16 protein-coding genes are annotated in these 13,276 nt (G+C 62.8%); 13 read left to right on the top strand and 3 right to left on the bottom strand.

Features of this window, described 5'->3' with window-relative positions; translation table 11 throughout:
• The first annotated feature begins 40 nt into the window (after positions 1 to 40).
• Positions 41 to 1,711 carry a class I adenylate-forming enzyme family protein gene (locus HUK72_RS18860; RefSeq protein WP_066562994.1) on the top strand — a complete coding sequence of 557 codons (1,671 nt, stop codon included), beginning with the start codon at positions 41 to 43 and terminating at the stop codon, positions 1,709 to 1,711.
• A gap of 43 nt (positions 1,712 to 1,754) precedes the next feature.
• Positions 1,755 to 2,537 (top strand): SDR family NAD(P)-dependent oxidoreductase, encoded by a 783-nt coding sequence (locus tag HUK72_RS18865; RefSeq protein ID WP_102999846.1) that lies wholly within the window; start codon positions 1,755 to 1,757, stop codon positions 2,535 to 2,537.
• A 7-nt stretch (positions 2,538 to 2,544) separates the two neighbouring features.
• On the opposite strand, the gene HUK72_RS18870 is transcribed toward HUK72_RS18865, so the two are convergent.
• On the bottom strand, positions 2,545 to 3,255 hold the full coding sequence (locus HUK72_RS18870; protein ID WP_102999845.1) for a GntR family transcriptional regulator: 711 nt from the start codon (positions 3,253 to 3,255) through the stop codon (positions 2,545 to 2,547).
• A 129-nt stretch (positions 3,256 to 3,384) separates the two neighbouring features.
• On the opposite strand from HUK72_RS18870, the gene HUK72_RS18875 reads away from it, so the two are divergent.
• The 11 genes from HUK72_RS18875 to HUK72_RS18925 all read left to right on the top strand — a co-directional run bounded on the left by HUK72_RS18875 (position 3,385) and on the right by HUK72_RS18925 (position 11,583).
• Positions 3,385 to 4,236, top strand: coding sequence for a fumarylacetoacetate hydrolase family protein (locus HUK72_RS18875; RefSeq protein ID WP_066562999.1), 852 nt, complete (start codon positions 3,385 to 3,387; stop codon positions 4,234 to 4,236).
• 54 nt (positions 4,237 to 4,290) lie between these two features.
• Entirely contained in the window at positions 4,291 to 5,247 is a 957-nt protein-coding gene (locus HUK72_RS18880; protein ID WP_066563000.1) for a VOC family protein, read from the top strand.
• Between the two features lie 5 nt (positions 5,248 to 5,252).
• On the top strand, positions 5,253 to 5,993 hold the full coding sequence (locus tag HUK72_RS18885; RefSeq protein WP_102999844.1) for an alpha/beta fold hydrolase: 741 nt from the start codon (positions 5,253 to 5,255) through the stop codon (positions 5,991 to 5,993).
• Complete coding sequence (locus HUK72_RS18890) at positions 5,990 to 6,766, top strand: SDR family oxidoreductase (RefSeq protein ID WP_066563001.1); 777 nt, start codon at positions 5,990 to 5,992, stop codon at positions 6,764 to 6,766. The genes HUK72_RS18885 and HUK72_RS18890 overlap by 4 nt, the downstream gene beginning before the upstream one ends.
• 1 nt (position 6,767) lies before the next feature.
• The gene (locus tag HUK72_RS18895) at positions 6,768 to 7,322 is read left to right on the top strand and encodes an NADPH-dependent FMN reductase (RefSeq protein WP_066563003.1); all 555 of its coding nucleotides are present in this window, start codon (positions 6,768 to 6,770) and stop codon (positions 7,320 to 7,322) included.
• 62 nt (positions 7,323 to 7,384) lie between these two features.
• The gene (locus HUK72_RS18900) at positions 7,385 to 8,548 is read left to right on the top strand and encodes an acyl-CoA dehydrogenase family protein (RefSeq protein ID WP_066563004.1); all 1,164 of its coding nucleotides are present in this window, start codon (positions 7,385 to 7,387) and stop codon (positions 8,546 to 8,548) included.
• A gap of 10 nt (positions 8,549 to 8,558) precedes the next feature.
• Positions 8,559 to 9,017: a hypothetical protein gene (locus tag HUK72_RS18905; RefSeq protein WP_102999843.1), complete on the top strand. Its 459-nt coding sequence runs from the start codon at positions 8,559 to 8,561 to the stop codon at positions 9,015 to 9,017.
• Complete coding sequence (locus tag HUK72_RS18910; protein ID WP_066563007.1) at positions 9,014 to 9,403, top strand: MaoC family dehydratase; 390 nt, start codon at positions 9,014 to 9,016, stop codon at positions 9,401 to 9,403. The genes HUK72_RS18905 and HUK72_RS18910 overlap by 4 nt, the downstream gene beginning before the upstream one ends.
• An 18-nt stretch (positions 9,404 to 9,421) precedes the next feature.
• Complete coding sequence (locus tag HUK72_RS18915) at positions 9,422 to 9,976, top strand: VOC family protein (protein WP_226869702.1); 555 nt, start codon at positions 9,422 to 9,424, stop codon at positions 9,974 to 9,976.
• Positions 9,977 to 9,991: 15 nt separating this feature from the next.
• A complete protein-coding gene (locus HUK72_RS18920; protein ID WP_226869703.1) occupies positions 9,992 to 10,831 on the top strand; it encodes an alpha/beta fold hydrolase in 840 nt (279 codons plus the stop codon).
• Positions 10,828 to 11,583: an SDR family NAD(P)-dependent oxidoreductase gene (locus HUK72_RS18925; RefSeq protein WP_066563013.1), complete on the top strand. Its 756-nt coding sequence runs from the start codon at positions 10,828 to 10,830 to the stop codon at positions 11,581 to 11,583. The genes HUK72_RS18920 and HUK72_RS18925 overlap by 4 nt, the downstream gene beginning before the upstream one ends.
• A 22-nt stretch (positions 11,584 to 11,605) precedes the next feature.
• Here the strand turns inward: HUK72_RS18925 and HUK72_RS18930 are convergent, their stop codons facing one another.
• The gene (locus HUK72_RS18930; protein WP_066563014.1) at positions 11,606 to 12,664 is read right to left on the bottom strand and encodes a hypothetical protein; all 1,059 of its coding nucleotides are present in this window, start codon (positions 12,662 to 12,664) and stop codon (positions 11,606 to 11,608) included.
• 87 nt (positions 12,665 to 12,751) lie between these two features.
• Entirely contained in the window at positions 12,752 to 13,276 is a 525-nt protein-coding gene (locus HUK72_RS18935) for an ester cyclase (RefSeq protein WP_066563017.1), read from the bottom strand.

Raw genomic sequence — 13,276 nt, forward strand, 5'->3', positions numbered from 1 at the left:
GTCATCGACAGCTGACCGGCATTTTTAGGAGCGGACATCCGTGGTCACACAAGGCGAAGATTGCGCCCCATTCCGTATCTCTGCAACCACCCTGGGCGATCTGCTTCTCAAAGGATGGGACAAGGCGCCCGACAAGGAAGCATTGGTTTTTCCGGGGGAACGCAAGACATATGACGATGTCGTACAAAGCGTCCTAAGACGCGCGCGCGGGCTGAAGGCGCTCGGCATCCAGCGCGGCGACCATGTCGGCATCCTGCTGCCGTCGAGCATCGAATTTGTCGAAACGCTGTTCGCCAATGCGATGTGCGGCGCCGTCTCCGTGCTGATGAACGCGCGCTACAAGGCGCCCGAAATGGCCTATGTCGCGGAAAATGCCGATCTGGCCGCGATCATCACCAATGACATGGTCAGCGAGCATATCGATTTCGGCCACCGGCTGGTGGAGGCCTTCCCCGACCTGCCCGATGCCACCGACCCTGCCGCCCTGACGCTCGCCGGCGCGCCTCTGCTCAGGCGGATCGTCATGCTGGGCGGGCGTTCGGTCCCCGGCTTCATCGATCAGGCAACCTTCGACGCGGCGGTGCAACAGGTGGACGAGGCCGATATCCACGCCTCCCGCCTGACCGTCAGAGTCCGCGATACCGCGATGATCCTTTATACGTCGGGCACCTCGGCCAATCCCAAGGGGTGCCTGCTCAGCCACGAGGCCGTCACCCGGGAGGCATCGAATCTCGCCCGCTATCGCTGGTCCTTCCAGCCCGACGAGCGCGCCTGGTCGCCGCTGCCGCTGTTCCATATCGCCGCGATGCTGTGCATGCTCGGCGCGATCGACGTGGGGGGCACGTTCATCGGCCAGCCGCATTTCGATGCCGGAGAGAGTCTCAGGCAGATCGAGGAAGAAGGCGTGACGATGATGTTCCTGCCCTTCGTCACCTTCCATCAGGCCATGATCACCCATCCCGATTGGACCAGGACCGACATGTCGTCGGTGCGCCTGCAAAACAGCTGCTTCGCCTTCATGCCGGATCGCGTGGGTCAGGCCTATCGGGAGAAGGCGCCCAACATGCTTCAGGTCGGGACCATGGGCATGACCGAGGCGGCCGGCATCGTCACCACCGGCGGCTATACGATGGACCCGGAAATGGGCTTCAGGAAGCTCGGCTTCCCCCTGGCCGGTATAGAGATGAAGATCGTCGATCCCGAGACCGGCGAGGAAAAGGGCGTGGACGAGCGCGGCGAAATTCTCATTCGCGGCTACAATCTGTTCGACGGCTATTACAAGGATCCTGAAAAGACGGCGCAGGCGCTGGACGCCGACGGCTGGTATCACAGCGCCGACATCGGCTCGATCGACGAACATGGCCATGTCATGTTCCACGGCCGGTTCAAGGATATGTTGAAAGTGGGCGGGGAAAATGTTGCCGCGGCCGAAGTCGAGGCGGTGCTGGCGACCCATCCGGCGGTCCGTCTGGCGCAGGTGGTCGGGCTGCCGGACGAGCGGCTGGCGGAAATCCCCGCCGCCTATGTCGAACGCGAAGGCGATGTCGAAGTCGAGGCGGAGGAACTCATCACCTATACCCGCCAGCGCCTCGCTTCCTTCAAGGTCCCGCGCCATATACGTTTCATCGACGAATGGCCGATGTCGGCATCGAAGATCCAAAAGTTCAAACTGCGCGGTGCGTTGATGGACGAACTGGGCCTGAAGGACTGAAACACTGCGCATCGACGCCATGGATCTATGTAGGGAGAGTGACATGCGGGTGATCATTACGGGTGCTGCAAGCGGCATCGGCAGGGCCTGCGCCGAACTGCTGGCGGCCGGGTCCGTGATACCGGGCGAACATCAGATGCTGCTCGCGGATCGCGATGCGGCCAATCTGCAGGTCGTGGCCGATGCGGTCGGCCCCGCCGCTGCGACCTGCGTGGTCGATCTCGCCGAACCGGATTGCGGCGACAGGATCGTGGCTGCCGCGCTCACCCATATGGACGGGATCGACGCCGTCATCAGCAATGCTGGCGTCATCATGGGCGGCGCACTGGCCGAACTGCCGATCAGCGATTTCGACCGCATCTTCGCCATCAACACCCGCTCGTCCTGGCTGCTGGGAAAGGCTGCCCATCCGCATCTCAAAGAAAGCAGGGGCGCCTTCGTCGCGACTGCATCCATGTCGGCCACCCAGCCCACGCCCGCGCTCGGCTTCTATTCCTCCAGCAAAGCCGCGCTGCTGATGATGATCCGTCAGCTCAGCATCGAATGGGGTCCGGACGGCATCCGGTGCAATACGGTGTCGCCCGGCCCCACTTACACGCCGATGACCGCTGCGGGATATAAGGACCAGTCGCGGCGCGACCAGCGGGAAGCCAATATCCCCCTGCGCAAATTAGGCGTGGCCGAGGATGTCGCTCAGGCGATCCTGTTTCTGATCGGCCCTCATGCTGGCCATATCAGCGGCGTCGACCTGCTGGTCGATGGCGGCATGAGCAATATGCTGATGCCTGCCAGCGGCGGTGGGACCGGTCAGAACAGGCAGAGCTGAAATGGGATCAAAGGGCCTGATCCGCGACGACAGCCAGTTCGGCATGGGTTCCGCTCTGGCCATTTTGCGGGTCGATAAGCATCCGCGCGGTAGCCATCAGATGGTCCGTCAGCAGCGCCACGGCGCGGTCGGCGTCCCGCGCAAGCGCCGCGTCGACGATCTGCGCATGTTCGTGAACCAGGTCCCGGTCACGATGGGCCAGAGGCACGGTGAGATAGCGGTAACGTTCCGACTGGGCATAGAGCCAGTCGCGCATTTTGAGCAGCCATGGACTGTCGCACGCAGCGACCAGGGCGTGGTGAAAGGCCGCATGCGCGTCGGCATAATCTTCGTTCAGACGGGCCGCCTCCTGCGGGTCGCGCGTCGGGGTCTTGCTCAGCCTATGGGCCGCGCTGACGATGGAAGTTTCCCAGTCCAGGCCACCTTTCTCGATGGCGCGCCTGAGGCATTGTCCCTCAATGTCGCTGCGGACCCTGACCAGATCGGTCAGATCGCTGATCGATATCGGCGTCACCCGGAATCCCCGGGCATCGTCCTGCGTCACAAAGCCTTCGGACGTCAGCCGGGACAGGGCTTCACGAACAGCCCCAAGGCTGAAGCCCTGGGTTTCGGTGATATCCTTGATGTTGATCTTCGCGCCGGGCACCAGCCGGCAGGTCAGAAGATCGTCGCGCAACTGCCGGTAGGCGCGTTCGGTCAGGCTCAGCTTCTTCGTCATCGAATGAACTATATCAGCTTCGCTACCTGTGGCAATTCGATTGAATGTATTTTGTAACTTGAAATATATTTCACCATGACCCATGCCATCGGCTCAGCGGTTTGAAAAAGATTCTCAGGAGGTTTGAATATGCGGTTGGCCAAGGTGACAAGGAATGGCGCGGTGGGTCTGGCAGTGGACACGGGCGCGGGCGTCAAGGCGCTGTTCGGTGACGCTGCGCTCTATGATCTGGACGCGCTGATCGCCAGCGGCGGCAGTGCCCTGACGGACGCTGGCGCCAAAGTCAGCGGCGAGGGCGAAGATGTGAAGGTGGAAGACCTCATCTTCCTACCGCCGCTGGTCAAGGCGCCGAAAATTCTCTGCCTGGGTCTCAATTACAAGGATCACGCGGCCGAAGGCGGCTTTGACGTGCCGGAATTTCCGACCGTGTTTGGCCGATTCAATTCGAGCCTCATCGGACATGGCGCGCCGATCATCAAGCCGGCCTGCTCCGATCAGCTCGATTATGAAGCGGAAATGGTCGCGGTCGTCGGCAAGGGCGGGAAGAATATCAGCAAGGACGACGCGCTGTCGCATATCGTCGCCTATTCGGTGTTCAACGACGGTTCTGTCCGCGACTATCAGCTCAAGACGCCGCAGTGGACGGTCGGCAAGAATTTCGACGATACCGGCGCCTTCGGCCCCTGGCTGGTCACGGCCGATGAACTGCCGGCGGGCGGCGCCGGTCTCAAGATCGAAACCCGCCTGAACGGTCAGGTGGTGCAGAGCGCGAACACCTCCGACATGGTGTTCGACGTGGTCGACACGGTCGCCCTGCTCTCCACCTGCTTCACGCTGGAGGCGGGCGACGTTCTGGTGATGGGAACGCCGTCGGGCATCGGTCTTGCCCGCAATCCTCCGCTGTTCATGAAGGATGGCGATGTGTGCGAAGTGGAAATCGAGAAGATCGGCCTGCTTGTGAACCCCATCAAAGCAGCCTGAACGAAAGGCCGGGTGCCGTCCCATGTCGGCGCCCGGCCAGCCAAGGAGGGAAGGATGAACCAGAAAAGCCCGTCGGGACGCCGCGCCAATGTTTTGGGCGTCCATTCCATCGATCATTTCGCGGTCGAAGTGCCCGATCTGGAGGCAGCGCGGACATTCTACACGCTCTTCGGGCTTGAAGTCCGGGACAGAAATGGCACGCTGGAATTATATGCAGCCGGCAATCCGCATCGTTGGGGCGTGCTGAGCCAGAGCGGCGACACCAAGCGCCTGCGCTATCTGAGCTTCGGCATCTATCCCGATGAGATGGAAGCGTTCGCCGCCCATCTCGACAGTTGCGGCGTCACCCGCATCGACGCGCCCAAAGGCGCCGAAACCGGCGGCATCTGGTTCGCGGGCTTTGATGGCCTGCCCACCAATGTCCGCGCCGCCGACAAGGCGACGCCATCGGAAAAAAGCCATTTCACCTTCACCAGCGCGGCGCCCGGCCAATCCGGCGCCATTCCCAACAGCAAGGCGCCGAAGGTCCACCCCCGCCGCCTTTCGCATTTCGCGATCTTCACGACCGACGTGAATGCCGCGATCGATTTCTATGAAAAAACGCTGGGCCTGCGCCTGTCGGACAAGAGCGAACCGGCCGTCGCCTTCCTGCATGGCGTCCATGGCAGCGACCATCACCTGCTTGCCCTCGTCCTTTCCGATCGGCGGGGCATGCATCACAATAGCTGGGACGTCGGGTCTGTGATGGAAGTGGGGTTGGGCGGCGCGACCATGGCGCGGGCGGGCTATGGTCCCAATTGGGGCGTCGGCCAGCATGTGCTGGGCGCCAATTATTTCTATTATGTGCGCGATCCGTGGGGCAGTTTCAGCGAATATTCGGCCGATATCGATTTCATCCCGCATGATGTCGACTGGCCGGCCGCCAATCATGCGCCGGAGGATAGCATGTTCCTGTGGGGGCCGGACCCATTCCCCGAATTCATCCAGAACACAGAACCGGCGGAGGCCTGATCGTCATGACCACATTCCTACTTCTCCATGGCGGCGGCATGGGCGGCTGGACATGGAAATATGTCCGCGAACTGCTGGAGGCCAGGGGACACAAGGTCTACACCCCGACATTCACCGGCTTTGGCGAGCGCGAACATCTGATCGGCCGCGATGTCGGCAATGCGACCCATGTGCGCGACATCGTCAATGTCTTCAAATATGAGGATCTGCGCGACGTTGTGCTGGTGGCGCACAGCTATGCCGGAACCGTCGCGCCCGGCGTCATTGCCGAGGTGGGCGACCGCATCGCCAGGATCATCTATCTCGACGCCATCGTGCCCCGGTCGGGGGAACGGATCGCGTCCCTCATGGGCTATGTTCCCGAAGATCAGCTCGCCGCGCTGGATGCGATGCTCGAAGCGGGCGAAGGCCCGATCGGTTCGGGCGTGCATGACATGCAGCGCGCGGCCGCCAAGGACCATCCGCATCTCATGGACCCGGCGCGGGAGAAATGGCTGCTCGACAATCTGTCGGACCAGCCGATGAAGGCAACCGCCTGTGTCATCCCCGTGGGTGCCGAGACGATCACCCAGCCCGTCGACTATATCGCGGCGGCCGTCACGGTGATGACCGCCATGCACGACCGGGCGCGCGAACTGGGCTGGACCATCCATGACCATCCAGGCGATCACGCCCTGCTGGTGGGCGATCCGGAGGGTACGACCGACCTCATTCTGAAGATTGCCGCCGCGGGAGCAAAAGCATGAATGCGGCCGAACTGTTCTCGGTAAAGGACCGCGTCGCCATCGTCACGGGCGGGTCGACCGGCATCGGCCGCCATATCGCAACCGGCTTTGCCGCTGCGGGCGCCAAGGTCTATATCTGCGCCCGGACGGAGGCCAAGGTGATGGCGGCCGCGGCGGAGATTGCGGCCACGACGGGCGGCCACTGCACCGGCCTCGTCGCCGACCTGTCGACGCTCGTCGGGATAGAGGCTCTGGTCGCGGCGGTGTCCGCGCGGGAGCAGGCCGTACACGCCCTCGTGAACAATGCAGGGACCATGGCGGACGCGCCCATCGACGAATATGGCGAGGGCGAATGGGACCCGGTCATCGACCTGAACCTGAAGGCACCCTTCTTCACCCTCCAGAAATTCCTGCCCCTGCTCCGCGCGGGCGGCACGGCGGACCGCCCCGCATCGATCATCAACATCGGGTCGGTCGGCGCGCTCAAGGTGGGGCCCAAGGAAAATTACGCCTATCAGGCCTCGAAAAGTGCCATCCACTGGATGGCCAAGAGCCTCGCCAAGCGGCTTGGCCGCGACAATATCACCGCCAATGTGATCGCGCCCGGATTCTTCGAATCCGAGATGACGGTCATCACCTCCGACGAGATGCGCAGGATGGTGGAATCGATGGTCCCCCGCGGCCGCGTCGGCACGCCGGAGGATCTGGCGGGGGCAGCCATCTATCTCGCCTCGCGCGCGGGCGCCTATGTCACCGGATCGGTCATTCCGGTCGAGGGAGGATTGTCGATCTGATATGACCCAGCTTCATGTCGTCGCCATTGGCGGCACCATGCGCGCCTATTCCTCCACCGAGCGGGCGCTTCGCAAGGCGCTTGCCATCGCAGAGGAACGCGGCGCGCGCACGACGCTGCTGGCCGGGGAGGATATCGACTTCCCGTCTTACGCGCCTGAAAATCCGGACCGTTCGGATGCGGCGCGACGCTATGTCGACGTCCTGCGGTCGGCGGATGCCGTCATCATCGGCTCACCGGGTTATCATGGCGCGATCTCCGGCTTCGTGAAGAATGCGCTCGATTATGTCGAGGATATGAGCCGCGACGAGCGCTGCTATTTCGACGGCCTTCCCGTAGGCTGCGTGGCAACGGCGGCCGGCTGGCAGGCAGCGGTCGCCACGCTCCAGCAACTGCGGGTGATCACCCACGCGCTTAGGGGCTGGCCGACGCCGCTGGGCATCGCCATCAATACCATCGGCGGTGAAGGCGACCCGATCGAAAACGCGCCTATCCCCGATCAGTTGGGGATGATGGTGGGCCAGCTGTTCAGTTTCTGCCGACGGCCCGCCCTATAGTTGGATAGGTTCGCAACGCGTCCGACAGGCGCTTAGTCGTAGGGCCACTAACGGGAACGACGATGGATTTTTCACTCACCGAGGAACAGCAGGCGTTCAGGGACATTGTCCGCCGCTGGGTCGATGCGGAAGCGCCCAAGGACTGGATGCGCGCGCTGGAAGCCGACGAAGAAAATTATCCCTACGCGCTGTGGGACAAGATCGCCGAGCAGGGATTTTTCGGGATAGGCATTCCGGAGGAATATGACGGGCTGGGCGGCGACGTCATGATGCAGATGATCTTCGCCCGCGAATTTGCGCGAACGGCCGGTGGCCTGCTGTGGGTCTGGGGCCTCACCTCCTTCGGCGGCGCGAAGACGATCGGCGCGGTCGGCACGGAGGAGCAGAAAAATCGCTGGCTGCGTCCCATGGCACAGGGCAAGCTGCGCGTCTCGCTGTCGATGACCGAGCCCGATGGCGGCACCGATGTTCTGGGCGCGATGAAAACCCATGCCGAAAAGGTCGAGGGCGGCTGGAAGCTGAACGGCGCCAAGATGTGGACGACCGGCGCCAAGGCCGCCGACAGGCTGCTCGTCCTCGCCCGCACCGACAAAAATGTCGAGAAGAAGCATCATGGCCTTACCATGTTCTTCGTCGACGCCAAATCGCCCGGCATCACCGCCTCGCTCCTGCCCAAGCTCGGCATGCGCGCCATGGGCTCGTGCGAGGTCCATTATGAGGATGTCTTCGTCCCCGACGAGGACGTGCTGGGTGAACCCGGGCAGGCCTGGTACGCGATGCTGCCCACGCTCAACAATGAGCGGATCATGGTCGGCGCGCAGTGTCTGGGCGCGATCGACGGGGTACTGGAAGACGCGCTGGAATATATGCTGCAACGCAAGGCGTTCGGCGGCATTATCGGCCGCTTCCAGATTTTGCAGCATTATGTCGCGGACATCGCGACCTGGCAGAAGCTCACCGAATTGCTGCTCTACAATGTCGCCTGGATGCAGAGCAACGGCATGCCATGCGGAACCGAGGCGAACATGCTCAAGATGGTCGCCACGGAAAATGCCGTGAAGGCTGCGGACCTCGGCATCCAGATATTGGGCGGCATGGGTTATTCGGCGGAAACCGACATGCAGCGTTACTGGCGCGATCACCGCATCCTGCGGATGACCCCGATCAGCAACGAAATGGTGCGCAACACGATTGCCGAAAGCCTCGGCCTGCCGCGTTCTTTCTAAGGGACCCGCCATGAGCGATCTTGACGATCTTCCACCCGCACCCGACGCCGCCGGCACATCGCTGGACGGCACCAGGGTCTTTACCATCACGGCTGAGGAAAATGCCGCCCTGTGCCGCTCGACCGGGATCGAGCCGGCCGGGGACGGAAGCGCGCATCCGATCTATTATTATATCGCCACCCAGGTCGCGATGGGCAAGACGGTGGCCGGCGTGTGCGAAGCGTGCGAATTCGATGTCGAGGATGGCCCGATGATGGGCAGCAGCGGCGTGCGGTTCTATGCGCCGCTGAAGGTCGGCGAAAGCTACAGAGTGACGGGAGAGATTCTCAGCCTCGTCCGTAAGCGCAGCCGCAAGCTCGGCGTCATGGATGTGATGACCTATCGCCTGCGCCTGCACCTGCTCGATGGAACGCAGGTGCTGGAAACCGATAATGTGTGGGTTCTGCCCCGCAAGGAGTTCGCCGCATGAGCTACGCCATCGGAGATGCGCTGCCGCCCTTCACGATCGAGAGCGTCAGCCCGCAAGCCATGAAGCAGTGGGCCGTGTTTCTCGCCGATCCCAACCCCATCCATCTCGATGTCGAGGTGGTGAAGGCGAAGGGGCTGGGTGACCGGGTCATCAACCAGGGTCCGATCAACGTCGCCTATATGATGAACATGCTGATGCGCGCCTTCCCCGGCGGACGGATCAAGGCGATGGATTCGCGCTTTCTGGACAATGTCTATGGCGGCGACCGGGCGGTGGTGACGGGCAGGGTCGCGGCGATCGAAGGCAATGTCGTCACCTGCGAATTCTCGCTGGATGTGGATGGCCGGGGCACGGTCAATTCCGGCACGGCCACGGTGGAATTATAAGAGATGAGGAGAAAGTAAATGCCTAGCGGACCTTTTGCCCATGTATGCATGGTCGTCAGCAATCTGGAAAAGGCGATCGAAGACTGGACCAAAATCCTGCGCGTGCTCGATCCGGCATCGCTGGAAGAACGTCTTGTCAAATATGATGAATTTTCCAGCGGTGCCGATGCGGGCATGAAGTGGGCGACGTTCGTCAACAATGGCGGCACGGAAATCCAGTTCATTCAGCCGGCCCCCGGCACGCCCATGGGCGATCGCCTCGAAAAGGTCGGCGAGCATGTCCATCATCTTTGCTATGCCACCGACGACGTGCCGGGCGCGATGGAGAAATTGCGCGCCGAAGGGCTGCACCTGCCCGGCGGCGGTCAGACCTTCAACGATCCGGACATGACATGGCAGAAGTGGAGCTGGGTCGGCCATAAGAGTACCCATGGCTGCCTGATCGAGGTCGCCTCGCCCTATGAGAGCCGCAACGACGGCAAGTGGCACCACGCGCCGGGCAAATTCGCCTATAAGGGCCCCGGCGAACACCCGTCTTTCGCGGAAATGGTGCCGCCGGTGGCCGCCGGGTAAATGCATGGCTCCGGCATGACGCCCCCCACACAGATAAGCCTGCCGGGTGACGGGCTGGAGATGGTCGCGGACGCCTATGGCGACCCGGCCGCTCCGCCTGTCTGCTTCTTCCATGGCGGCGGCCAAAGCCGTCGTTCCTGGGCGGGTTCGGCCCGGCGAGTGGCGCAAGCCGGCTATTATGGCCTGACCTTCGATCTGCGGGGCCATGGCGACAGTGGCTGGGCCAGCGACGGCGACTATCTGCTGGAAGCTTATGGCCGCGATGTCGAAGCCATCATCCATGCCCTCGGCAGGCCGATCGCCCTGGTGGGGGCTTCGCGCGGCGGGCAATCGGCGCTGGTGGGCGGGTCGCGCCACGCCGATCTGGTGCGCCTCATCATGCTGGCCGACGTCGCGCCCTATATGGTCGATACGGGGGTGGAGGACATTCGCGGCTTCTTCCGCGCCAGCGATTCCGGTTTCGCGTCGCTGGAGGAAGCGGCCGATGCGCTGCACGCCCATCTTGGCCAGCCCCGCCTGCCAGACGTTTCCGGCCTCGCCAAATCGATGCGCGAGGAAGATGGACGCCTGTTCTGGCACTGGGACCCGCGCACGACGGCGCCGGAATTTCTTCATCCCCCCTCGGAAGGGGAAGCGCTCATTGCCGCGGCCCGGCGCGTAAAATCACCGCTTGTCCTTGTGAAGGCGGAACTGAGCGAGATCGTTTCGGACGAGAGCGTCAGGCAGTTTCGGGCACTGGCCCCGCAACTGGAGATCGAGATCGCCCATGGTGTCGGCCACATGTTCACCGGCGACCGCAATGATGCCTTTGCCGATCGCCTGCTCCACCATCTGGCTCATCATTTGCCGTTATGATGAAGGGCGCGGCCTTCGTCGTCGGTGGCACCGGCGGCCTTGGCAGCGCGATCTGCCGACGGCTGTCGACCGAATGGGATCATCTAACCATCGGCTACCGGTCCAGCCGTGAAAAGGCGCTGGCGGTCGCGGCGTCTCTGCCCAATAGTTCTTGTGAGACGCTGTCCGTTACCTGCGATCTTTCCGATCGCGCCTCGATAGAGACCGGCATTCGCGAGACGGTCGAGCAATTCGGCGCCATCGGCACGATGGTCTTCGCCAGCGGGGTCGAAATAGCCCAGCCCTTCGTCAGCCAGATCAGCGAAGACCAATGGCGCGAAGTCATCGAGATCGAACTGGTCGGCTTCACCCGCATCGTATCCGCCACGCTTCCTCATTTCCGCGCTCAAGGCTTCGGCAATTTCGTTACCGTCGTTTCGGTCGCGAACTACTGCTTCCCACCCGGCGACGCCCTCTCCTCCGTACCCAAGGCGGGGATGGAAGCCCTGGGCCGCGCGATCGCCAAGGAGGAAGGCCGCTACGGCATCAGGGCGAATATGGTCGCTCCGGGAATCATCGATGCCGGCTTGGGCGCCGACTTCCTGAGATCGCTTTATTCGCCTGAAATCTGGGAAGCACAGCGCAAACGCATTGCCCTGCAACGCTTCGGCAGCGGCGAGGATATCGCCGAAGCCGTGGCCTTTCTGGCCTCGGAAAGGGCGCAATATATGACCGGCCAGACCTTGATCGTCGATGGGGGCTTCAGCCTCTAAAAGTCGGCGGTAAGGGTTCCGCTCAGCCCAGCAGGCGCTGCGCCGCCACGCCATCGCCCCAATTATGGATGCGCTCCCAGAAGCGGACGCGGGTGGGCGCGAAATTGTGCATATGCGCCATGCGGGGACACACGAAGAGTTGAATGTCTTCCGCGCTCTTATAGGCTCTGGGTTCGGCTAAAGGGTCTGGCACGACATCGCGTTCGCCCATGGCGATCAGCACAGGCACGCGTATGGCGGCCGCTTCCAGCGCCACCGCGCCCGGCGCGACCATATATACACCGCATGGGGGCGTGGTCGCCGAACGCCATTCGGGCAGCGGATCGACCAGCCCTGCGGACGCCATCATGTCGAGCGTGACGATGTCCGCAGGTTCATCATCATGGTGAAAAGACCATTGAAAGGGATGCTCACCTGCCCGTGCCGCCGCCTGAAGCGCCTCGGCGTCGCCCAGCGTCACGCCCGGCGCTTGCGCCAGCGCGGCCGCGTTCAGGACATGCGGCGCGTCGAGCGATGAGCGGCGCGAAATCCAGGGCCATGCGGCCGGAGGCTGTCCCGGCCGGGTCGGCACGACGGTATGGATGCCGCTATAGCCCAGCACGCCGATGCCGTGAAATGTGTCGTGATTGCCCTGCGCCACGATGGTGAAGCATCCGCCCATCGATTGGCCTATGCCAAGGCATGTGGCATCGACGACCGGGGGCAGCCCATCGACGAGGGTGCCCGCTTCCAGCCGTCTCATGACCTGCCGCACCATGGCGTCGTTGGCCGCCGAGACATTATCGAGATTGAGGGCATTGCCTTCGGCGATGGTCGACTCGCCAAATCCCAGATGGTCGCAGGTGACGAAAATCCATCCGCGGTCGCAATGGAAACCCGCCTGTCCGCCGCCGGACCCATCCGGCATGTCGAAACTGAAATAGCGTCGGCAATAGCCCCCGCCGGGGAAGGCGAAGCAAACGGTCATGCGGTTGGTCAGTGTCGCAAGGTCCGGCAGATGGACCGTGACCGCCATGTGCGCCGCCATGCCGAGGTCCACTGCATCGCTGACATCGATCCTGAGGTCGACAGACCGCTTCATGCCCTTATCTTCCCTTTCCGGCCGAATTCCAGACCAGCCCCCTTCATCGATCCGGCGCGCCCTCGCCGCGCCGGATCGGCCTGTTGGTCACTTATAGGGATCGACGGGCTGGGGAACGTCGATGACTTCCAGATCCTTCAGCATCGTCAGCACGTCGGAGATCGAATAGATGTGATCGATCTTGTCGCCGCGGAATCGCAGCCACGAGAACCACAGCACGTTCAACTCGTTCCCGGTCGGCTGGACACCCATATAGGGACCGCCGGTATGCTTGCCATGATGGTGACACAGGACGCAGATCTCGTCCTCGCCGCGGCCCCAGGCCTTCAGCGTGCGATAGATGCTGGGCGGAAAAGTCGTGTAGAGGCCCTGCGGCGAGGTCTTCCAGACATGATAGGTTCCCAGGTCAGGCCGGTTGGGATTGTCATAGGTCATGCTGTCGGTGTTGAAAAACTGGTCCATGCCGTCCCAGTCGCCGCGGTTGATGACCTCGTGCAGGTCCATCCAGTGATTGACCATGTACGCCTGCCGCTCGGTCAGCCCGGCGGTGATTTCTGCCCGCTTCTCCTTCGACAGGACGAAATCGGCTTCCGTGAACGGGGCGAGGCCCAT

The organism is Sphingobium sp. 15-1 (assembly GCF_013375535.1).
GTDB lineage: Bacteria > Pseudomonadota > Alphaproteobacteria > Sphingomonadales > Sphingomonadaceae > Sphingobium > Sphingobium aromaticivastans.